The organism is Paenibacillus xylanilyticus (assembly GCF_013359935.1).
GTDB classification, from domain to species: Bacteria; Bacillota; Bacilli; order Paenibacillales; family Paenibacillaceae; genus Paenibacillus; species Paenibacillus xylanilyticus.
The window spans coordinates 93,738-115,976 of sequence record NZ_JABMCB010000166.1 but is presented as its reverse complement, the minus strand read 5'-3'; the positions used below and the strand labels follow the sequence as shown (position 1 = coordinate 115,976).

19 protein-coding genes and 2 pseudogenes are annotated in these 22,239 nt (G+C 47.8%); 20 read left to right on the top strand and 1 reads right to left on the bottom strand.

The features are described 5' to 3' along the window. Positions 1 to 39: 39 nt before the first annotated feature. From HP552_RS08200 to HP552_RS08105, 20 genes and pseudogenes are all read left to right on the top strand, one after another. On the top strand, positions 40 to 957 hold the full coding sequence (locus HP552_RS08200) for an ABC transporter permease (RefSeq protein ID WP_175395057.1): 918 nt from the start codon (positions 40 to 42) through the stop codon (positions 955 to 957). A gap of 25 nt (positions 958 to 982) precedes the next feature. Continuing rightward, positions 983 to 1,531, top strand: a complete 549-nt coding sequence (gene ssuE, locus HP552_RS08195) for an NADPH-dependent FMN reductase (RefSeq protein WP_175395056.1) — start codon at positions 983 to 985, stop codon at positions 1,529 to 1,531. A 69-nt stretch (positions 1,532 to 1,600) separates the two neighbouring features. Further along, on the top strand, positions 1,601 to 2,473 hold the full coding sequence (locus HP552_RS08190) for a LysR family transcriptional regulator (RefSeq protein ID WP_175395055.1): 873 nt from the start codon (positions 1,601 to 1,603) through the stop codon (positions 2,471 to 2,473). Between the two features lie 56 nt (positions 2,474 to 2,529). After that, positions 2,530 to 3,591: an LLM class flavin-dependent oxidoreductase gene (locus tag HP552_RS08185; RefSeq protein ID WP_175395054.1), complete on the top strand. Its 1,062-nt coding sequence runs from the start codon at positions 2,530 to 2,532 to the stop codon at positions 3,589 to 3,591. A gap of 127 nt (positions 3,592 to 3,718) precedes the next feature. After that, positions 3,719 to 4,879, top strand: a complete 1,161-nt coding sequence (locus HP552_RS08180; RefSeq protein ID WP_312884240.1) for an amidohydrolase — start codon at positions 3,719 to 3,721, stop codon at positions 4,877 to 4,879. A gap of 304 nt (positions 4,880 to 5,183) precedes the next feature. Then, positions 5,184 to 6,083 carry a histidine racemase CntK family protein gene (locus HP552_RS08175; RefSeq protein WP_246310802.1) on the top strand — a complete coding sequence of 300 codons (900 nt, stop codon included), beginning with the start codon at positions 5,184 to 5,186 and terminating at the stop codon, positions 6,081 to 6,083. Beyond that, positions 6,046 to 6,852 (top strand): nicotianamine synthase family protein, encoded by an 807-nt coding sequence (locus HP552_RS08170; protein ID WP_175395052.1) that lies wholly within the window; start codon positions 6,046 to 6,048, stop codon positions 6,850 to 6,852. The genes HP552_RS08175 and HP552_RS08170 overlap by 38 nt, the downstream gene beginning before the upstream one ends. Before the next feature lie 18 nt (positions 6,853 to 6,870). Next, entirely contained in the window at positions 6,871 to 8,184 is a 1,314-nt protein-coding gene (locus HP552_RS08165) for an opine metallophore biosynthesis dehydrogenase (RefSeq protein WP_175395051.1), read from the top strand. Then, entirely contained in the window at positions 8,181 to 9,800 is a 1,620-nt protein-coding gene (gene cntA, locus HP552_RS08160) for a staphylopine-dependent metal ABC transporter substrate-binding lipoprotein (RefSeq protein WP_446686455.1), read from the top strand. The genes HP552_RS08165 and cntA overlap by 4 nt, the downstream gene beginning before the upstream one ends. Positions 9,801 to 9,834: 34 nt before the next feature. Then, entirely contained in the window at positions 9,835 to 10,767 is a 933-nt protein-coding gene (gene opp1B, locus HP552_RS08155) for a nickel/cobalt ABC transporter permease (protein ID WP_175395050.1), read from the top strand. Continuing rightward, positions 10,767 to 11,663: a staphylopine uptake ABC transporter permease subunit CntC gene (cntC, locus tag HP552_RS08150; RefSeq protein WP_175395049.1), complete on the top strand. Its 897-nt coding sequence runs from the start codon at positions 10,767 to 10,769 to the stop codon at positions 11,661 to 11,663. The genes opp1B and cntC overlap by 1 nt, the downstream gene beginning before the upstream one ends. Continuing rightward, the gene (gene cntD, locus HP552_RS08145) at positions 11,644 to 12,468 is read left to right on the top strand and encodes a staphylopine uptake ABC transporter ATP-binding protein CntD (RefSeq protein WP_175395048.1); all 825 of its coding nucleotides are present in this window, start codon (positions 11,644 to 11,646) and stop codon (positions 12,466 to 12,468) included. The genes cntC and cntD overlap by 20 nt, the downstream gene beginning before the upstream one ends. Next, positions 12,455 to 13,207 (top strand): ABC transporter ATP-binding protein, encoded by a 753-nt coding sequence (locus tag HP552_RS08140; RefSeq protein ID WP_175395047.1) that lies wholly within the window; start codon positions 12,455 to 12,457, stop codon positions 13,205 to 13,207. The genes cntD and HP552_RS08140 overlap by 14 nt, the downstream gene beginning before the upstream one ends. Positions 13,208 to 13,220: 13 nt before the next feature. Then, positions 13,221 to 14,417 (top strand): staphylopine family metallophore export MFS transporter CntE, encoded by a 1,197-nt coding sequence (gene cntE, locus HP552_RS08135; protein WP_175395046.1) that lies wholly within the window; start codon positions 13,221 to 13,223, stop codon positions 14,415 to 14,417. 214 nt (positions 14,418 to 14,631) lie between these two features. After that, the gene (cntE, locus tag HP552_RS08130) at positions 14,632 to 15,858 is read left to right on the top strand and encodes a staphylopine family metallophore export MFS transporter CntE (protein WP_175395045.1); all 1,227 of its coding nucleotides are present in this window, start codon (positions 14,632 to 14,634) and stop codon (positions 15,856 to 15,858) included. A 281-nt stretch (positions 15,859 to 16,139) separates the two neighbouring features. Then, positions 16,140 to 17,360 (top strand): GTP-binding protein, encoded by a 1,221-nt coding sequence (locus tag HP552_RS08125; protein WP_175395044.1) that lies wholly within the window; start codon positions 16,140 to 16,142, stop codon positions 17,358 to 17,360. A gap of 22 nt (positions 17,361 to 17,382) precedes the next feature. After that, a pseudogene (gene rpsN / locus HP552_RS35340) lies at positions 17,383 to 17,652 on the top strand (30S ribosomal protein S14). A 569-nt stretch (positions 17,653 to 18,221) separates the two neighbouring features. Further along, positions 18,222 to 18,731, top strand: a complete 510-nt coding sequence (locus tag HP552_RS08115) for a DinB family protein (protein WP_175395043.1) — start codon at positions 18,222 to 18,224, stop codon at positions 18,729 to 18,731. 1,392 nt (positions 18,732 to 20,123) lie between these two features. Then, on the top strand, positions 20,124 to 20,789 hold the full coding sequence (locus HP552_RS08110; protein ID WP_175395042.1) for a hypothetical protein: 666 nt from the start codon (positions 20,124 to 20,126) through the stop codon (positions 20,787 to 20,789). 87 nt (positions 20,790 to 20,876) lie between these two features. Next, positions 20,877 to 21,050 (top strand): annotated as a pseudogene (locus HP552_RS08105) (IS1595 family transposase); the annotation flags it as partial. Positions 21,051 to 21,336: 286 nt separating this feature from the next. Here the strand turns inward: HP552_RS08105 and HP552_RS08100 are convergent. Continuing rightward, positions 21,337 to 22,218, bottom strand: coding sequence for an SDR family oxidoreductase (locus HP552_RS08100; protein WP_175395041.1), 882 nt, complete (start codon positions 22,216 to 22,218; stop codon positions 21,337 to 21,339). Positions 22,219 to 22,239: the final 21 nt, after the last annotated feature.

The following is a 22,239-nucleotide window of genomic DNA, read 5'->3' as shown; positions in this document are numbered from 1 at the left end:
AACCGTCTGAACACTTGCGGATGAGGGAGGAGGATTCTCATGAGCATGAAACCATTGGTGGGTGACAAAAAAGCATGGACCGGCAGCACGGGGCGTTTACGCCTCTGGAATCGCCGTTCCGGACGTTACCGCATCTCGTTTGCGGTTTCCCGATTATTCTTTTATGCAGCGCTGCTGGTCGTTTTATTCACCCTCACCTGTGCCATTGTACCGGGCTGGATTGCTCCTTATGATCCAACGCAGATGATGACGGATGCCATACTGCAGGCACCTTCTGCGGCGCATTGGTTCGGTACCGATTATTTCGGAAGGGATATCTTCAGCGTCGTCGTGCATGGCAGCAGGGATTCGCTGCTGATTGGATTCGCTTCGGTGCTTGTCGGCGGCCTGGTGGGCAGTGCCTTGGGGATTATCTCCGGGTACACAGGTGGTATTGTGGATACGGCCATTATGCGTACCGTTGATATTCTGATGGCTGTCCCGGGAGTGCTGCTGGCTTTGTCCGTAGCCGCTGCACTGGGCCCCGGACTGATTAACATTGCACTGGCCGTAGCCGTAGCCTCCATTCCGGGATATGCACGGGTCATGCGCGGGCAGGTGATGTCTGTCAAAAGTCTGCCGTTTATTACAGCGACACGATCACTTGGCGGCTCGAGTGGACGCATTTTCTGGCGGCATGTCCTGCCTCATTCCTTGTCTCCCCTGCTGGTGATGGCAACATTGGGGGTTGGAACCTCCATTCTGACAGGTTCCGGGCTCAGTTTTCTTGGACTTGGCGTGTTGAAGGAAATTCCGGATTGGGGAGCATTGCTCTCGCAGGGGAGAGGTTACCTTACAGTAGCCTGGTGGATCTGTACCTTCCCCGGACTTGCCATTACCATGTTTGTACTTGCAGTGAATCTGATTGGAGACGATATTCGTGACCGGCTTGATCCAAGAGTAAAAGGAGCGGCTTGACCGCAATTCCAAGGAGGAGATATTCATGTCTCATGTTGTTATTATTGCCGGAGCACCTTCCAAACGTTCGCGTTTGACCGGACTTACCGATTACAGTGAACATAAATTGGCCGAAGCAGGGATTACCGTTGAAGTCATCCATGTAGCTGACCTGCCTGCGGAAGATCTCGTGCAGGCCCGTTTCGACAGCTCCTTTGTTCGCGATGCGCTCGCTGTGGTTGAGGCAGCAGATGCGGTCATCGTGGCTACGCCGGTGTATAAAGCATCCTATTCCGGTGTGCTGAAGCTATTCCTTGATCTGATTCCACAGGAGGGACTTCGCGGCAAAGTGTCACTTCCGCTTGTCATTGGCGGGTCCATTGCCCATCTGCTGGCCATCGACTATGCATTGAAGCCCGTGCTCGCCGCACTTGGGGGTAGACATATTCTGGGCGGTGTTTACGCGGTTGATCAAGGGGTAGATCGTCTGGATGACGGGAAATATGGGCTCTCGGAAGACATTACTGCCCGATTGGATCGTTCGCTGGATGAATTGATATTGACACTGGAAAAGGATGGTATTACGATAACTTAAAACCAAGTAAGTTGATTGGTTAAATTGATATAAGGTCAAACGTCTGTGGACGTGGATGCGGAGGCGCTTATGAATATTGAGAACATTGAAGCATTTGTATATATCAATCATTACGGAAGCTTCAATAAGGCTGCCGAAGTACTCTTTTTGTCCCAACCATCTGTCACGGCTCGCATTCAATCACTGGAACGTGAGCTCGGCTGCAAGCTGTTCGATCGACTTGGGAAGCAGATCGTGCTTACGGATGAGGGGAGAAAATTTCTCCCTTACGCCCAGCAGGTGCTGCAGGTTATCCAAAAGGGCAGGCAGAAGATTCAGCAGCGCCGTACAACACCGGATGCGCTGCGTCTCGGCAGTACCGTTTCGGTATCCAACTATGTCATTCCGGACTTCCTGCCCAAAATCAAGGAAGCTTACCCGGAGGTCAGCATCAAGCTGACAACGGCAACAACAGACCAGCTGATTGCCAAGCTGCTTGCTCAGGAGATTGATCTCGCCTTTGTGCGCAAGGTCATGCACCCGGCCATCCGCACGATCGCTTTTTATGAGGATCCAATCCAGCTGTATGTGTACAAGGGACATCCATTTATTGAACGCGGACATGTCAGTATGGAGGCAATTCGCAATGAGCGGCTGGTCTTCTTCGAATGCGGTTCCCTGGACTGGCTGCGTATTCACCGGGCATTCGACTCCCTGGACCACCCGCCGGATATTACATATCATGTGGATCACTCGGAAACGGCGAAGAAACTGGTTCTGCAGGGCGCAGGCATTGCCTTTTTACCTGGATTGACCGTGCAGAAGGAAGTGCAGGATCAGGAACTGTTTCCCATTCAGGTCCATGAAGTCGCAGGGGTATCGCTGCAGATTAGTGTCGTGACGTTAAAAGAAGAACATTCACCGTTTGCAGAGCCCTTTGGGGAACTGCTGCGGCAATTATAGAGCAAGAACAGGCTGGGGAATGCAGCTTGGGCAGCATAATTGGAGGAGGAGAACGTATGGGGATTCGTTTAGGCATATTGGATCAGACCCCGATCTATGAAGGGGAGACGCCGGTGGATGCATTCCGGCATACGATTGAACTGGTACAGCGCGCAGAACAGCTTGGATTTCACCGTTTCTGGGTATCGGAGCATCATGATTCAGGGCATGTGGCAGGTTCTTCACCGGAGGTGCTCATCTCCCACTTATTGGCTCACACGGAGCGGATTCGTCTCGGTTCCGGCGGGGTCATGCTCCAGCATTACAGTCCTTACAAAGTTGCCGAGAATTTCAATGTGCTTGCAGCGCTTGGACCAGGAAGGATTGATCTTGGAATCGGGCGTGCGCCAGGGGGACTGCCTCGTTCGACGCAGGCTCTGCAGCAGGGGATCCAGGAGGCAGCTTCACTGAAGGAGAAAATACGGCAAGTGAAACAGTTTATCCATAATGAACCGTATGCAGATGAATCCCATCCACTCGCTGGCCTAAGTGCTGCACCCGCATCTGAGATTCCTGCAGAGCTGTATGTACTCGGAGCAAGTGTCGATAGCGCCGGCATGGCGGCGGAACTTGGACTCCCTTATGTGTTTTCCTTGTTTATTAACAGCAATATTGAAGTGGCACAAGAAGCTCTCCGTGTCTACAGGGAGGGATTCGATCGTTCGAATGGCCGAGAGCCTTACGCCGTGCTTGCCATATCATTAATTGTGGCGGAGAGTGAGGAAGAAGCAGAGGAGCTGGCGAGTGAGCACATGCTGGTCAAGATCCATCTGGAGAATGGCAAAGTGCTGACGGTTGGCTCGGTGGAGCAGGCAGAAGAATTTGGGCGGCAATCGAATGAGAAATATCGCATCGAGGTCCTGGAACCAAGCGTAACCCGCGGAACGAAGGAAAAGGTAGGTCAGGCTTTGCAGAAATTTCAGAATGATTTTGCCGTGAATGAATTGATTGTCACGACAGCCACGCGTGATTTTGCCAAACGCATTCGCTCTTTTGAATTGCTGCGCGAGGCATTGGAAGAACAGGGGTTGGCCGAATTCGGGATTGAATCCCAACCTGCGCAAGCTGCTATTGGTTAGAAGGACGCAGATCTGAACGTCGTCTGCCCATAAATGAATGACGATCGAAGGAGGCCATGTTGTGAAGAGTGAGCTGAAACAGCCCGAGCAGCAAGTAGGGCAAGAAGAAGAGAGTCGCACGCAGACCATTTCTGCTGTACCGGATGAAGCATTCGCGGAGCGGTTAATTGCAATTCGTCGGCATTTGCACCGCAATCCGGAATTGTCAGGCGAGGAAAGGGAAACAACGACTGCCATTCGCGGTTGGCTGGAGGAGGAAGGGGTACGCATTGCAGATGAATATGTACTGCGTACGGGCCTGATTGCCGAGGTCGGCCAGAGTGAAGGTCCTGTGGTGGCCCTCCGAGCAGATATTGATGCCCTGCCCATCCAGGAAGAGACGAAGCTGGAGTTCGCCTCCAAGGTTGCAGGCAGGATGCATGCTTGCGGGCATGACGCACACACGGCCATTTTGGTTGGTGCCGCACGATTGCTGAAACAGCGTGAATCCCGGCTGCCGGGCAAAGTGAGGCTGCTGTTCCAGCCTTCGGAAGAAAAAGCAACGGGGGCGAGGCAGGTCATCCAAAGCGGGGCGCTGACTGACGTCCGCGCCGTGTTTGGTCTCCATAACAAGCCGGATCTTCAAGTCGGTACAGTCGGCATCCGGGAAGGAGCGCTGCTGGCAGCGGCGGACGGTTTTGTGGTGAACGTCGAAGGAGTGGGAACACATGCGGCAGTGCCGGAAGCCGGAATCGACCCGATTGTGGTTGCCTCACATATTGTAACAGCCTTGCAGGCGATCGTGAGTCGCAATGTGGGCGCACAGGAGAGCGCCGTCATCAGCGTGACCAAAATTCACAGCGGTACAGCCTGGAATGTCATTCCGGATCAAGCGATATTGGATGGCACGGTCCGGACCTTCGACGAGAAAGTCCGTGCACGTATTCGTGAACGATTCAACCAGGTCGTGGCTGGTGTGGCAGCAGCATACGGGACACGGGCAACGGTTCGCTGGATTCAGGGGCCACCTGCGGTGGTTAACGATGCTGTCCTGGCAGCCGCGGCTGAACAGGTTGCGGGGGAAGTAGGGCTGAACAGTGTCAGACCGCTGCCTTCTCCGGCAGGCGAGGATTTTTCCTTTTATCAGAAGGAGGTTCCGGGCCTCTTCCTCTTCCTGGGTACATCCGGACCGCATGAGTGGCATCATCCTGCTTTTGATCTGGATGAACGGGCGCTCCCGCTGGGAGCGCATCTCCTCGCTGCTTTGGCGGAGCAGGCTCTGCAAAGCCTGCAGTCACAGGGTGATTGATGCGACATGTGTAAAAACCGAATCAATGGCGACAAAGACGGTTACCTTCATACGGTGATCGTTTTTTTTGTCTGCACAAACAGAGCAAAAAATATGAAACATAGATACATGAGTATCCAAGAATACCAACGTACAGGAAGCATACAGGGGTGACCTCGAAATGGAAAAATATTGTTGACGGTCTCAAATTTGTATGCTATATTTTTCACGATTATTAATCGTAATAATTACTATTAAAAGCTACGCCGATGGAGTCAGGTGAAGCTCATCCGAATTCGAATGAACAAGAATAGAGGTAGCTGGGATGAAACAGGAAATCGAATTTATCAAGTTTAATCCAACACAGAATATGACGGTTTTGGTGAAAACAAGTCATCCAGCGGAGGAATACCAACACATCGCTTCAAGGATCATGTCCTACGATCATGTGTATGCCGAACAAGTCGGATTTATCGTACCTCCCCTCAGGCGCGAAGCTGCAGCACACTTACATATGGCTGGAGGCGAGTTTTGCGGTAATGCCTGCATGGCTTTGGCAGCATATATTGCATCCGAACAGGAGATGGGACCGCAAGATTTTACTGAATTGCTGTTGGAGGTCTCCGGTACAGAGCAATTGATTGCCTGCCAAGTGAAGAAGCGGCTGAATGAATACGACTGCCAGGTGACCATGCCGCTTCCCAAACAGATTGAACGACAGACGATAAAATACGAAGGAATCGACCTGGATATGATTATTGTTCGGTACGAGGAGTTTATCCATATCGTGGTGGAAGTCGACGAATTCGATGATGCGATCCAAAAAAGAGCGCAGAACCTGGCACGTCTGCTGGGCTTAACTCTGGGAGACAAACTGATTGGCATTTTGTTATACAAACCCCAATCGGAAGAGTTGGCTCCGCTGATTTATGTCCCTGGACTGGATAGCCTGATATGGGAAAGGGGATGCGGTTCAGGCACGGCTTCTCTGGGAGCCTATCTGGCCTGGAAGACAGGGAGAGAAATTACGGCGCGAATTAAACAGCCTGGAGGTTCGATCCAGGTCGAGGCCCAGTTTGATGAGAATGGCCTGGGGAGTATCCATATTGAAGGGTCTGTTGGCATTGTGGCACAGGGTAAAGCTTTTATTGACGTTCAACATCTGAACTTGAATAAGGGGGAAGCACATGAGTACGGTCATGGATTTTACCAAACAGTTGAATGATTTTTCAACTACTTTTGAACAACTGGCAAAGGTATACGATCATTCCGTTCAGCATTCGGAACAGATGGAGAATGCCATCAACTCCTATTCCCATTGGATCACCGATAAGCATCACGAGTCGTTTTGGGCAGATAAGGAACTGGAGAGAAGCACGGATTTTGAACAGCTTGTACTGAATCTGAGGCAGCAATCCTCCCTTTGTGTAGCGATCATGGAGAAGTACCGGGCGATGAAGCTGCAGCAAGGTGAAGTGGAAATAGCAGATTATTTCAAAAATATTGAGGAGTGCATTGAAAAGGAATTCGGCAGCTTTCATGTCACTTCAGACTCCAAGGTGCTGCTGATTGGCTCGGGTGCATTTCCGATGACGCCCCTGCTTATAGCAAGAAGAACGGGAGCGCAGGTGGTTGGCATTGATATTGATGATGAGGCGATTGGGCTCGGCCAGGCTGTAGTCGAAACATTGGGCGCGGGTCTCCGCATTCATTTGCAGAAGGCACTCGTTCAGGAACTCGCATATACGAAAGAAGCCACTCATATTATTTTCAGTTCCACGGTTGCCATGAAGTATGACATTCTGGACCAGCTTTATTCATTGACGAATGAACATGTGATTGTCGCGATGCGATATGGCAATGGATTGAAGTCCTTGTTCAATTATCCTCAGCAGGCGACGGATCACCAGAAATGGCGATTGGTGGATAACATTTTGCGCCCGGACGATGTATTTGATATTGCACTATACCAGAAAGCTTCACATGCCGGATAGTGATGAAGGAGGCCAGATATGACTGATTTTAACCGGGTCTTAATTATGGGGACAGGGCCTGCATCCGTTCAGTTAGCTGTACTGTTCAAGAAACAACGGGAATCCTACATTGGCATAGCCGGAAGGCAATCGGTCAGATCCGATGATTTCTTCGCCTCATTAAAACAAAATGACCAGCATATTCGCGTAAGTGTTCAGAATGAGAAACACCGGAACGTGGAAGGCCAGTGTACTGTGGATCGGGTTTTTACCGCGTACAGTCAAATTGAGGGCGAGTGGGACACACTGATTCTGTCTGTCACGACAGACGCATATATCGAGGTCTTGAGTCAGATCGACCCGGTAGTACTGAAAAAGGTTCGATGCATGGTGCTGGTGTCCCCCACATTTGGTTCGAATCGCCTCGTTCATCACTTTGTGAGTGAATTAGGGTGCGGGGCCGAAGTGATCAGTTTTTCTACCTATTGCGGGGATACGAGGTGGATGGATGGTCATCCCTCCAATCATGTTGTGACAACTGGGGTGAAGAAAAAACTGTATATCGGTTCTACACAGAATCCTTCAGAACGGATAAACGGATTATGCAAAATGATTGAGCAGCTCGGTATGGAGTTGGAAGTGATGGACTCTCCGTTTGAGGCGGAGACACGAAACATCTCGCTTTATGTACATCCTCCATTATTCATGAACGATTTTTCTTTGAATGCGATTTTTGGAGGCTCTGATATTCAAACGTATGTCTACAAGATCTACCCGGAAGGGCCTGTAACCCAATATCTGATTCGGGATATGCTCAGAGGCTGGAAAGAAATTATGGGAATTATAGACCGGTTGAACATACGCCCTCTCAACCTGCTTCAATTCATGACAGACGATAATTATCCCGTTCGTTTACAGAGTTTATCGCGTCATGATATCGAAGAATTTATCTATTTGCAGGACATACATCAGGAGTATTTGCTGTACATACGGTATACCTCATTACTTATCGATCCTTTCTCGAAGCCGGATGAACAAGGAAAATATTTTGACTTTTCGGCCGTTCCCTTTCGAAAAATGTTCGTGAACCGGGAGGGACAGCTTGAAATCCCGAGGATGCCCAAAGAAGATTATTACCGCATCAAAATCATTCAGGGCATTGCAAGGCATCTCGGGGTGAGTTGTCCCACCATAGATAAATTCATTGCAGCCTATGAGAACAAATTGGTGCAGGTGGCACAGGAACAGAGAGATCTGCCATTGTCGGGTGCATTCCGGGTTCAAACTTTTGCTGAAGATTTGAACATGATCTGCGAGGGACTCGAAATCAATCATCAGGAGGACATGTTGTGAAAAAGGGAATATCCAGATTTGGCGTAAGTATTGTATTTGCATTGATTTTGACCGTCATGACCGGTTGCGGCGAAAAGGGGGCCGAGCAGACAGGAGCGGCAGAGGGAGAGAAGAAAACGAGTTTAATCTATGCCTCTGCCAAAGACATTAATGATATGAATCCCCATCTATACACAGGCTCCATGCCTGCCCAAGGTATGGTGTATGAGTCGCTGGTAGAGAACACGGCTGAGGGAATCAAGCCCCTGCTTGCCGAATCATGGGATATTTCTGAAGACGGAAAGACCTACACCTTTCATTTACGAAAAGATGTGAAGTTCCAGGATGGGGAACCCTTCAACGCTGAGGCGGTGAAAGCCAATTTTGACGCGGTTCAGGCGAATCGCGAGAAACATGCGTGGATTAAACTGTCTACCAAAATTGTGAGTACAAACGTCATAGATGAATATACCGTTGAATTGGTGTTGTCCAGTACCTATTATCCCACATTGGTGGAATTGTCCATGACCAGACCCTATGTGTTCCTGTCCCCCAAAGATATGATCAATGGTGGAACGAAGGATGGAGTTAATGGTTACCATGGAACAGGCCCGTACATGCTTACGGAGCACAATGTGGATGAAAATGCCACGTTCCAAGCGAACGAAAACTATTGGGGTGGCAAACCCGAAATTCAGAGCATTGTTGCCAAAGTTCTCCCGGCAGGCGAAACCACTTTTCTGGCATTGCAAAAAGGAGAAATCGACTTCGTGTTCACGGATGACCGGGGTGCTGACAGCATTGACGTCGAAGCGATGAACCAACTGGCAGATTCGGGAGAGTATCAGGTGGTACGCAGTGAACCGATGAACACAAGTATCATTGCGGCCAACAGCAGCAAAAAGGATAACCCGGTCAGTGAAAAAGCGGTTCGGGAAGCGATCTGGCATGCCATAGACCGGGATACCATCAGCAATGATATTTTTGACGGGACACAGACGCCTGCTCAGACCTTGTTCTCTTCCAATGTAAATTACGCCAACGTTGAATTAAAGGTACGTAACTATGATGTGAGCTCTGCCCAGAAGCTGCTGGATGACGCGGGCTGGATTTTAGGGAGTGGTGATGTTGTTCGAACCAAAAATGGGCAGGAGCTGGCGATGGATCTTTATTACGATAGTAACTCCTCCACCCAAAAAACGCAGGCTGAATATATTCAAAATGAACTGAAAGGCATTGGTATTCAGTTATCCATTATCGGGGAAGAATCTTCTTCTATCGCAAACAGAAGATCCACGGGTGAATATGATCTGCTGTTCAATCAAACCTGGGGTCTGGCTTATGATCCTCAGAGCACGATTTCCGCTTTTGCCTCCAGTTCAGCCTATCTGCATACAACAAGCGGGATGGCCGATGCCAAGGAATTGTATGCCAAGATTGAAGAGGTCATGGTGTCCACCGATGAGGATACAAGAAAATCGCTGTACGCTGACATTATGACCATGGTCCATGATGAGGCTGTGTTTATTCCAATTACGAACGGAAGCATGACCGTAGTTGCACCGAAAAATCTGGATGGCATTGCATTTAAGCAGACCCAATATGAACTGCCATTCGAGCGAATGAAGTTCCAATAGAAGCAATCCGATCTTGTGTGAAAAGGAGCTGGATATGGGGAGTTATATCGTCAAACGGATTCTGCTGGCAATACCCCTGCTGCTGATTATTTCGTTTCTAACCTTTGTTCTGATCAATCTCTCGCCGCTGGACCCTGCTGTTGTTGTATTACAGGCACAGGAAGTCCCGCAGATTACGGACGAATTGATTGTAAAAACCAAAGCAGAGCTTGGGATGGATCAGCCGTTTCTGATTCAGTATTGGAACTGGCTGATGGCCTGCCTGCAATTGGACTTTGGTGAATCCTATGTCACTGGTAAATCCGTCTGGTCATTGATCTGGCCTGCATTTGTGAATACGCTCAAATTGACGATCATATCGTCCGTGTTCATTATTCTGTTCTCGATCCTGTTAGGTGTGGTATGCGCCATGAGAGAAGGAAAGATGACAGACAAGTCCGTACGAGGGTTCTCTTTCTTGCTGACTGCGATTCCATCTTACTGGCTTGCGGCCCTGCTGATCTGGTATTTCTCCGTCAAGCTTGATCTGCTGCCCACCAGCGGGATGGATTCGGTTCAGAGCTACATTCTTCCGGTGATCGTCATTACGGTAAGTTATGTAGGGATCTATTTCAGGAATGTGAGAAGCTCCATGCTAAGCAATTTAAATGAAGACTATGTCCTGTATGCACGAGCCAGCGGAATTCCGGAGAGAAAGGTAACTCTCCATATTTTGCGGAATTCGCTGCAGGTTTCGGTTTCGATCTTCTGCATGGCTATACCGATTGTACTTGGAAGTACTGTTGTTATTGAAAATGTGTTCGCCTGGCCAGGTCTCGGAAGGTTAAGCGTCAGATCCATTCTCAGCCGGGATTTTCCGATCATACAGGCATATGTGCTTATTTTGGCGGTCACGTTTGTATTATTCAATACGCTCTCCGATATCATTAATGCGGCGATGAACCCCAAGCTCAGAAAGGATTTCTAATGAGAATACTCCGGAATTTAAGCCAGGATAAACTCGCCATGACGTCTCTTGTCGTCATCGTTGTGATGGTCATAGCTGGCATAATTGCTCCTTGGATTGCACCGCATGACCCCGAAGAAGTGAATATGAAGCTCAGATATGCATCTGCATCCTGGTCGTACCTGCTCGGCAATGATCATTTGGGCAGGTGTATTCTGTCACGGCTGATTTATGGCATTCGTCCCAGTGTGCTGTGGGTTCTGGTTGCCTTGCTCGCCTCTGTTCTTCTGGGGGCTCTCATCGGGTTTATCTCCGGTTATTTCAAAGGGAAAACCGATGCAATCTTGATGAGAATCTGTGATATTATGCTTTCTTTTCCGGGTTACGTGATGACACTTGCGGTGGTTGGCATTTTGGGTGCCGGCCTTGAAAATATTTTGATTGCCTTTGTTGTCATGAAATGGGCATGGTTCGCCCGGGTTATTCGTACATCGGTCATGCAATATTCGGAGATGGACTATGTGAAATTTGCCAGGGCGTCCGGAATCAGCCACCTGCGCATCATTTACAAGCACGTTGTGCCTGTTACGTTCTCGGATATTGCTGTCATTTCAAGCAGCTCCGTCTGTTCCATGATCCTGCAAATATCGGGTCTGTCTTTTCTCGGATTAGGCGTTCAGGCACCGCAAGCCGAGTGGGGCATGATGCTGAATGAGGCAAGAGAGGTCATGTTCTCCAGGCCGGAGCTGATGCTTGCGCCAGGTCTGGCCATTGTTCTGGTTGTATCGGCATTCAATTTCCTGTCCGATGCGCTGCAGGTGGCTCTTGACCCCAAATTGATGACCTCCAAAACGAGCATCAAGCCTCGCGGCAGGAAGAGAGGTGAACAGGTCTCTTATGAATATATTGGAAGTTGATCAACTGAGAATATGGGATGGACACACGGAAGAGGTTATTGTGCACAACAGTTCATTTCACTTAAAGCAAGGTCAGTGTCTCGCCATTGTAGGAGAGAGTGGAAGTGGCAAATCGATTACATGCAGGTCCATCATGCGCTTGAATAAACCGGCCATCCGGCAATCGGGTCAGATTCTGTTCAAAGGGGAGGATCTGAACAAGCTCACTGAACAGGAGATGCGGAAAAGAAGAGGACGGAAATTGTGCATGATTCTCCAGAACGGAATGGGTGCATTCGATCCCTCCTGTGTGATCGGTGTTCATCTGAGAGAGACCCTTCAAGCCCATTACGGTTGGAATGCCAAAGAAGCGGAGCAAAACATGAAATCAGCCATGGAACGGGTGATGCTGAAAAATCCGCTGGAAATCATGAATCAGTATCCTCATCAACTGTCGGGAGGCATGCTGCAGCGGATCATGATCGCTCTTGCGCTGGTTCTGGAGCCCGATGTGATCATCGCGGATGAACCCACAACAGCTCTGGATACAATTTCTCAATATGAAGTGGTTGAGCAGCTCATTCAATTGCGTGAACGGATGGGATGTTCGATGATCTTTATCTCGCATGATTTGGGGGTCGTACGAAAGATTGCGGATGACGTTCTGGTCATGAAGGACGGGAACATTGTGGAGTCAGGCAGCATCCGCTCGGTCTTTACGAAGCCACAGCATCCGTACACGCAGTATTTGGTATCCACCCGCTGGGAGTTAAGCAATCATTTCAGGCAATTGATGCAGGAGGAACAGATCATTGCTAAAAGTTGACCATATTCATAAGTCCTATTCACAGGGCGGTTTGTTTGCAAGGAACAGAAAGCCAGTGCTGCACGATGTCAGTTTCGAATGCTTGGGCGGGGAATGCCTGGGCATCATCGGCGAGAGCGGCAGCGGGAAGTCAACCTTGGGCAGATTGATGCTGGGGATGGAGCGACCGGATCAGGGGACGATTTTGTTGGAAGGAAAATCCGTGCTGGACAGCAAAGTGAGACGTGGCAGGATCAGTGCTGTGTTCCAGGATTACAAGTCGTCTATTAATCCGTTTTTCAATGTCGAGGAAGCCATCATGGAACCGTTGCGAATACAAAAGAAGAAGCCGGAAGGAAACTCGGATTCGCTCAAAATAGATGTTTTGCTCAGCCAGGTCGGACTGGACAGCTCATACAGATCCAGATACCCGCATGAATTGTCCGGGGGAGAAGTACAACGGGTTTGTATCGCCCGAGCGATTTCCACAGAGCCTCAGTGCATTGTGCTGGACGAAGCGATCAGTTCGCTGGATGTATCGGTCCAGACTCAGGTACTTCATGTGCTGAAAGAGCTGAAGGAAATGTACCATATGAGTTATGTTTTTATCACCCATGATATTCAAGCGGCTGCTTACATTTGTGACAGGGTGATCATTTTTAGAGAGGGCCAGATTGAAGAAATGGTACCCACCGAGCAGTTGAAACACGTGAAGTCCGAGTATGCGAGGAAGTTACTGGATCATTTAATCACATTCTAAAGGAGAACACAGCGTGAGTGGAGCATTGTCATGGCCTTTTCTGCGTTTATATATATTGGCCCTCTTTTATTTTAGTGCGAATGCTATACTCAACGTGATTATCCCTCTTCGGGGTGAATCGTTGGGAGCAAGCAGCACGGTCATCGGCCTGGTCATGGGAGCGTACATGTTCACAACGATGTTTTTCCGGCCGTGGGCTGGCCAGATTATTCAGAAACATGGACCAATCAAGGTACTGCGGATCATCCTGATCCTCAATGGATTAGCCTTGATCCTGTATACCTTTACCGGATTGGGGGGCTATTTTGTAGCCCGTGCCCTGCAAGGTGTGTCTACCGCCTTTTTCTCCATGGCGCTCCAGATCGGTATTATTGATGCACTGCCCGAGAAGGATCGTTCACAGGGGATCTCATACTATTCACTCTTTTCCTACATTCCCGGCATTGCTGGTCCTGTTCTTGCTCTGGGACTGTGGAATACAGGAGGCATGGATTATTTCTCGATATTCATGATTGCCATTGCCATGGTGACTGGACTTTTCGGTTACAGTGTCAGGATAGACAAGACGAAGGAACACGTCACGGAGACAACTCCGGGTCAGTCAGGACAGAAGTCCAAGATGCTGGAGTCCTTCGGTGAACTGGTCCGGAATCCGTTTTTGTTCAAATGCAGTGTCATTATGCTCATCTCGTCCATTATATTTGGCGCCATTACGGCATTCATTCCTCTGTATGCTCCACAACTGAATAACGGAAATGCCGGTGTCTTTCTGATGATTCAGGCTGCGGTCGTGGTGGTTGCCCGCATTCTGCTCAGAAAGCGGATTCCTTCGGACGGAAGGTGGCACTCATCGTTTATGATGGGAACCATGCTGCTTCTGACATTGGCTGCAGCGTGCGTCGGTTTCTCCATCCAGGCAGGTGCAATCATCTTCTACCTAGGCGCTGGGCTTATGGGAATTGCGCAGGCTATTGTATATCCAACGTTGACAACCTATCTGTCTTTTGTGCTGCCACCGTCGAACCGCAACATATTAATCGGTTTGTTCATCGCGACGGCTGATCTGGGAGTCTCGCTTGGGGGAGTCATGATGGGACCCGTTGCCGATGTATTATCTTTTTCCTGGATGTATATCATCTGTGCAATATTAGGGACAGCCATGATTGTTTTTGCGTATGACCGCAGGGGATTATTGATAGGTACGAAATAGATGGAAGGCTGATGCAATGAGCGTCAGCTTTTTTTATTCCATTCGTCATGCTGCTTAATCGTAAAGATTACAAATTCATTGACAAGAAAAGCAGTATAAGATAAATTGATTTTTTAATCCCAACCATGACGATTTAAGTGAAATTGACAGGTTGATTAACCTTACGTTATTGACAAGCGTGCTCCGGAAATAGAGAGAAAGTGGGGACGACAGATTGGATTCTTCTGCAAAGTCATATGGCAAATTAAATCCGGTATCCTTTTCGTTTATCCGGTTTTATGTTTTGGCCTTTTTATTTTTTGCCGCCAATTCGGCTTTAACGATTATTCTTCCTCTGAGAAGTGAGGCAGCTGGTCTGAATCAGGCCGAGATTGGCTTGATGATGGGGGCGTACATGTTCACTTGTATGCTGCTGAGACCATTTGCGGCACAGCTTCTGGGGAAGTATGGCCCACTCCGGGTCATGAAGGGATTGCTCATTTTGCATGCTGTAACGCTGCTGCTGTTTATGATCGGTGATGTGGATACGTACCTCTGGCTGCGGGCATTGCAGGGCGTGGCGACTGCGTTTTTCTCCATGACCATGCAGGCTGGCATTGTGGAGAAGCTGGAGGACAAGGACCGGGCACAGGGACTGTCCATGTATACACTTTTTACGATGGTTCCATCTCTCGTTATTCCGATACTGGCTATACAGATCTGGGAAAATGCCAGCGATATCTGGTTTACTGTACTGATGATCGGTTTGGCTGCATGTCCGCTTCTGATCGGATATCGTGTGGATCTGCCCGGGCAGACGGTGCAAAATAAATCGTATACGCTGCGGGACATGGTGCGCTCATTCAGCGGCCTTTGGCGCAGTACACCGTTATTAATCAGCAGTGTGGTCATGCTGTTCGTTTCCTGTGTATTTGGAGCAACCGCGACCTTTCTTCCGCTGTATATGGTTTCGACCGGAATGGCGAGCGCCGGGGTGTTTTTAACGATTCAGGGGCTGGTTGTTATTCTGTGCCGATTTATTTTGCGCAAAAAAATACCGTCTGACGGCAGCTGGAATACCTGGCTGATGGCAGGATTGCTGCTGTGTGCGGGGTTGGGAACCCAGATGCTCGCACTGCTGGAGTTCATTGGACCACTGGTGTATCTGTCTGCAGTGTTCAGTGGCTTTGCCCTGGCCTTAATGTACCCGACGTTAACCACCTACCTGTCCTTCGTTCTCCCTGCCGATTCCAGGTATGTGCTTATGGGCATTTTCATGTCCTCCTATGATCTGGGGTTCTCCCTGGGCGGTCTGGCCATGGGGCTGATTGTTCAGAGCAGCTCATACTCTACCATGTTTACGATCTGTACGTTTCTTTCGGTGGCAGCCATGATTCTGGTCGTGGCTTTCAGGCAGCGGATGGAAGCAGGGAATGGGGAAAGATCCGCTGCTGCGAACTAAGGGAGATTGGTGTGCAGAGCAAGTGTTATGTTGGTGTTAAGCACCACCCGTGCGGCTTGATTCGAACGCCTATCTGAAAGAAAAAAGTTAAAGGCTTATGGACTGACTTTTCCGGCACGTATCATGATGATCCGAACCTGCCGGAAACAGGCCGTAGGTTTTTTTTTATAAAAAATGATTTGACAACAGGAGCCAACAGGATTATAGTCATTGTTGTTAATCGTAATAATTACTAATAAGGCCAAAACCATATTGGCAGCCACTATAAGGAGTAGATTCATATGACGAAAAAGCAAGTACCGGTAACGGTTCTCAGCGGTTACCTTGGTTCCGGCAAAACCACAGTTCTTAATCATGTACTGCACAATCGGCAGGGGCTTAAGGTCGCTGTTATTGTGAACGACATGAGTGAGGTGAATATCGATGCAGCGCTGGTCAAGGGAGAGGCAGCACTTTCGAGAACAGAAGAGAAGCTGGTCGAGCTGTCCAACGGCTGCATCTGCTGTACGCTCAGGGATGATCTGATGCAGGAAATTGAGAAGCTGGTGAATGAAGGGCGGTTCGATTATATCCTGATTGAATCCACGGGGATCAGTGAGCCTGTTCCGGTTGCACAGACCTTTACATATGCCGATGAGGAGTCGGGTATTGATCTGACAAGTTTGGCGAAGCTGGACTGCCTGGTAACGGTGGTGGATGCCAACCGGTTCTGGCATGATTTTGCCTCAGGACAGAGTCTTCTGGATCGAAACCAAGCCACAGGAGATGAAGATACCCGTGACGTGGTGGACCTGCTGATTGACCAGATTGAAACTTGTGATGTCCTGCTGCTGAACAAATGCGATCTGGTTGATGACGTAGAGCTGAACAAGCTTGAAGGTGTCATCCGTAAGCTTCAGCCCCATGCCAAAATCATTCGGACGGTGAATGGGCAGGTGAATCCTGCTGAGATTCTGAACACGGGCCTCTTTGACTTTGAAAAAGTGAGCATGTCCGCCGGATGGATTCAGGAGCTGGAGAAAGAGTCACATACCCCGGAGACGGAAGAGTACGGGATTGGCTCCTTCGTTTACCGACGCAGAAGACCATTTCATCCCTCACGTCTGGCTGAATTCATGAGCTGCTGGCCGGAAGAGGTCGTTCGTGCCAAAGGGCTGGTTTGGCTGGCAGCCGAAGGAGATGTGGCGGCAAGCCTGAGTCAGGCCGGTCCTTCCATTCAATTCGGTCCCGCCGGACATTGGGTTGCGGCCTTGCCGGAAGCGGACAGGGAATTCATTTTTCGTACCGAGCCGGATGTTCTGGCAAAATGGGATGCCCAGTGGGGAGATCGGCAGACCGAGCTGGTGATGATCGGGATTGAAATGGAACGTGCTGTGATTGAAGATGAGCTGGACCAGTGCCTGCTCAGCGATGAGGAGATGCAAGCCGACTGGGGACGTTTTGATAATCCGCTGCCCTGGCCTGTAGAAGCGTTTGATACTAAACATTCACAAAACAACTGATAAAGGAGCTGTAAACCAAACCATGGCCAAAAAATCGAAGGTCGTACGCGAAAAACAACGTCAGGCAACGGTAGCGAAGCATGCAGAGCTGCGTCGGGAGCTGAAAGAGAAAGGTGACTATGAAGCATTACAGAAGCTGCCGCGCAACGCTTCACCGACTAGACTGAAAAATCGTTGTGAACTGACGTGACGTCCAAGAGGGTATTTGCGCAAGTTCAAGGTATCCCGCATTGTGTTCCGCGAACTGGCCCATCAGGGACAGATTCCGGGTGTAACCAAGTCCAGTTGGTAAGACAGATAAACATTCATTAAATGAAGGGATGGGTTCCCCGTGTTGGACGATTTCACTGTTTGTAGAATTCAGTCAGTGATGAACGAAAATGAATTCATTGACTCTGAATTGATGATGGAGAGGCTCTAGTATTGGATGTAGTGAAAAGAAAAGGCGCCGTGCAGATGCAGCGGCGTCTTTTGCTTTTGGTATCGTATGAATAAAGTGATATGTGACTTAATGCATAAAGTGATCTGTTATTTCCCAATAAGTGTGGCGTTAATGGGCATATGAAGGTGATTGTGAGCTCTTTAGGAACCTTCTGATCAATAAAACCAAGAAAGCAGATGATCAAAGTGATCGGCTGCTTTTACTAGACTAATGGGCAGTTTAGTTCAACAACTTTTCGGAAGGAGACATGGATTTATTATTATTCGTAGCTGTACTTTATTCGGTGGGTTAGCATAGTACTGCAGGTTTTCAAGTCAAGTTGATTCCTTTTGAAAAGAAGGCTGAATCACAGAGAACGATAGCATATAATTAAGACGGGTACTATGATCTTCTATATCTCCATAGAGAGGGGACCACGTATGAACCAAAGACCGTCAGAAGAAGAATACGCCGGGGACTTCAGCGAGTATATCCGGTTGGTGCCGGAAGGCAACATCATCAACATTTTGCTAGCTCAGGAAAAGCAAATGACCGAGCTGCTGGCATCGTTGACTGAAATCCAAGGTGCGTATCGGTATGCGGAAGGAAAATGGACGCTGAAAGAAGTCGTGGGCCACATCGCGGACAACGAACGCGTTATGGCCTATCGTCTGCTTCGATTCTCAAGAGGGGACAAGACGACTCTACCCGGTTTCGACCAGGAATCGTTCATACCTCCTTTCGGAAACTGGACAATCGCACAATTGGCCGAAGACTACCAGGCCGTACGGCAATCGACGATCACTCTGCTGCGCGGGTTGCCGGCGGAGGCGTGGTCACTCAAAGGGACAGCCAACAACGTAAGCATTACGGCGCGCGCCCTTGCGTACGTCTGTGCGGGACACGAACTCCATCACTTGGGGATCATCCGAAATCGGTACTTGAGTTAGTGTCCTTTTTTTAGGCGTACACTTCCTGCTCCGTTTGTTAATAGGCTGATGGAAGAGAGGAAAGACAGGAGGCTTACGGGCAGCGTGAAAACATGGTGAATAAGCTCGCAGGTGGCGTTTTTCAGATACCAAAATCCGCTTGGAAGAGATCGAGCAGTTGCCTGTTGTAGATGCCACTCGCTCTGAGGAATGTCGGATTAAGCTAACGAGGACGATAGCTCAATAATATGAAAAAAGCAGCTGATCTATGTGATCGGCTGCTTTTGTTCAACAAACGGGCAGGATAGCTGAATTTAACGTGTAAGATTAATTCATAATGAAGAAAGTATACTGAACTTAGGGAAGAGGATCATTTATGAAAAACAAATAAAACATTCTTTTACCAAGGTCCAATTTTTGCTTGTACCCGAAGCATTCGAGGGTTATAAAACTTATTACGACTGAATATTAAGCAATACACATGCGATTCGATACTTAAGAAGCATATTAAATGGGAAGGTGAAAAGAACAAACTTATAAAAGTTATTCTGTTTACCGATTTCCTTTAATTTCTGAAGCAACTGTTTTCCGATATCGTTTTTAATCAATATTTTTAAAATAGAATGAAGTTACTATAAGAAAGTAATTATATGTAATTATATGATATATATTTACATAGTAAGTATTTTGATGTAGTGTCATCCCTTGTTAATTAGTAAACTATTCCAAAAAAGAGGCGTAAGGATTTGAATTTAAAGAGAAAGTAAATTACGTTTTTTTTAATTGCTGTCATTTCCGTATTCTCTTTTAGTCCGTCTCTAAGCGCACACGAAATGCATTATTCTGGGTCAGCTCCTAATTGGACAGCGATCCCTGTTAGTAACGGGAAACCTTATCTTAAAGTAAATGGTGATCGATTAAACTCCGATTATACAAGCGCTTACTCTACGGCTGCTACATTGTGGTCAACATATTCTCAAAAAGTTGTAATTGATAAGGTCGGTTATGGTTCTTCGAACGTTGACGTATCTTCTGGCACAAAAGCATATTGGTCCGATAGATTTGGAGTGGGAGGGGCAGGTACATTAGGAATTGCAGATCTCAAGACAACGGATGGAATCGTAATAGATTCTTCAACTGTGCAACAGTCTTCGAAAAGGATTTCGTCAGCTCAAATATATATGACACCATAGGTAGCTAACTATAGTAGTTCTAACTCCGGTAATCATAAAGTTGCTACTATCGTTCATGAAATTGGGCATGTCTTAGGTCTCGGTCATCCTAATGCTAATTATTATCCTACAAGTGTAGAATCAATTATGCGAACCAGTGGTAAATATGAAGGTTATTATGTACCTAGACAACACGATCTCAATGACATTAATAATAAATACTGAAATGGAGGAGAAAACGTTGAAAAAAATCCCATTAACAATACTATTGTTCAGTTTAGTGTTAGTCGTTTTGGGTTGCTCTAGTGATAAACAAATCGCCTCAAGTCTTTCTGATGAAAGAATAGTAGAACTCCGCACAGAGTTCCCACTTTCTCAAGGAAATCCTAGTCTAGCACAAACTGTAGACGTTCCTTTCAACCAAATTCTCGAAATGTCAGATTCAGTAGTTATTGCTGAAGTTATTAAGCAAAATCCTAATTTTAAATCTACCTTAACTGCTGAACCAGGGACTCCAGAAGGTGATGCTGCGGAGAAAGACAAAGCCCGAGGTATAGAGCCTTATAAGCCAACATTTGTTTCGTATGAAGTCAAAGTGGATGAAGTGATCGTGGGAGAAGATGTGGAGGATACCACGAACTTATTTTATAATGCTGATTTCATTGGAATCGAACCAGATTTGAAACCCGGCATGAAAATCGTTGCTTCTGTGAAAAAAGGAACCGCACCTGAACAGCAAGGAAGTTATTCTTTTACGAGGTATGCCACCTATTATGTTGTTGATGAGAATTATGTTTTATCTGCATATCAAGGGGAAAGTGAAGAGATGAAGAGTTTTACGAAACAAACAGATGGAAAAACACTTAATAATCTGGTAGAGCAGGTTAAGGAACTTTGGATGAATTAGGGAACATATATCTCGATTTTACTGAGTCTTTGATGTATTAAGTAACGTCTTGCCAAATGGATCGACTTTTTTACGAATCTCTTATGCTCTGGCGTTTTTGGGCGTGGTCGCATACGAACGTCAAAATTGGATGAAGCAATTGGTGGTCGATTGTCCGAGACAAATATACTCTGCACCGATTCGTGGAAGGCATTCAGCACCTTTGCCAATACGAAAGGTTTGGCTCACTATCGGTTCAAGTCAGATGGAAAACAACGTGTGAACGTGAAACTATAGCTTACTGATGACCCGAAGGCAGCCGACGACTAAGATCGGGGGAATCGTTCTATGCTGTTCCGCGATCCCGCTGGCAGCCTTCTTAACCTCTTTGAGCCAGTGACTGAGGATGCAATTAAACGGTTTAGAAGTAGACCTTAACGAGTAGTAAAGCGAATTATAAGTCATTCCGGGCGGGAAACGTTAGCTCAATAAAATAGCGACAGTCAATTTTCTCGTCCTTGGCTGTCGCTGTTTCTTTTTCAAATTTAGTCTAAAACATACCCAGCTTTCAATCTTCAACTTTAGAAAACTGATATTTAAAGAATTCCTTATATGTCATAGGTTTTCGGCCAATCAGACGTTCAAGATCCCCGGATGTCTCCGAAAACTCTCCAGTGTTGACTCCTCGCACCCAGCCTAATAAAAAATCAGTCATGAAAACAGGCAAGCCATTCGCTACCATAGAGTCTATATATTCTTTTTCGCTAACTGCCTCATAAGGGATATCCATCTCACTAATCTCCGAGAGGGCTTCAGCGATGTCTGCAAAAGAGCTTCCCTCGCTGCCACTTAGAGTGTATGTCTTATTTTCGTGCCCGTGTTGGGTGAGAACGGCTACGTTAGCTGCCGCCAAATCATCCAGAGATGCAGCGGCAACTTTGCCGGAACCCTCTGGTACTCGCACGCCGGCTTTAAGCGCATCTCCGAAATACATATGCATGACTTCAAGATACGGTGGATTCCGCAGAATGGTATAAGCTAATCCGGATGCTTTAAGCGTTTGTTCAGCAAATAAGTCTGACATCGACACTTCGGGCACAATAAGATTTGAATTTTCTCTTCGTATGATCGACGTGAAGATCACTTGTTTAACACCAGCCTGCTTTGCAGCTGCGATGACATTGAAATGTTGCGTATTACGGTCGGTAAATGCTTGCGCGGAGATAAGCATGACTTTGTCAACACCATTAAAAGCTCGCAGAAGGGAGTTATAATCAAAATAGTCGCCCTGATGGGCCTCCACACCTTCTTTAACAAACCTTTCGATTTTTTCGGATTGCGGATCACGTACCAATACAGCGACCTGATCTGCCGGAACCTTTTTAAGAAGAAGGTTTAGCGTCCTGCTGCCAAGATTACCCGATGCTCCAGTAATAAGTATTTTCCCCATATTAGTAACCCCTTTGAACTT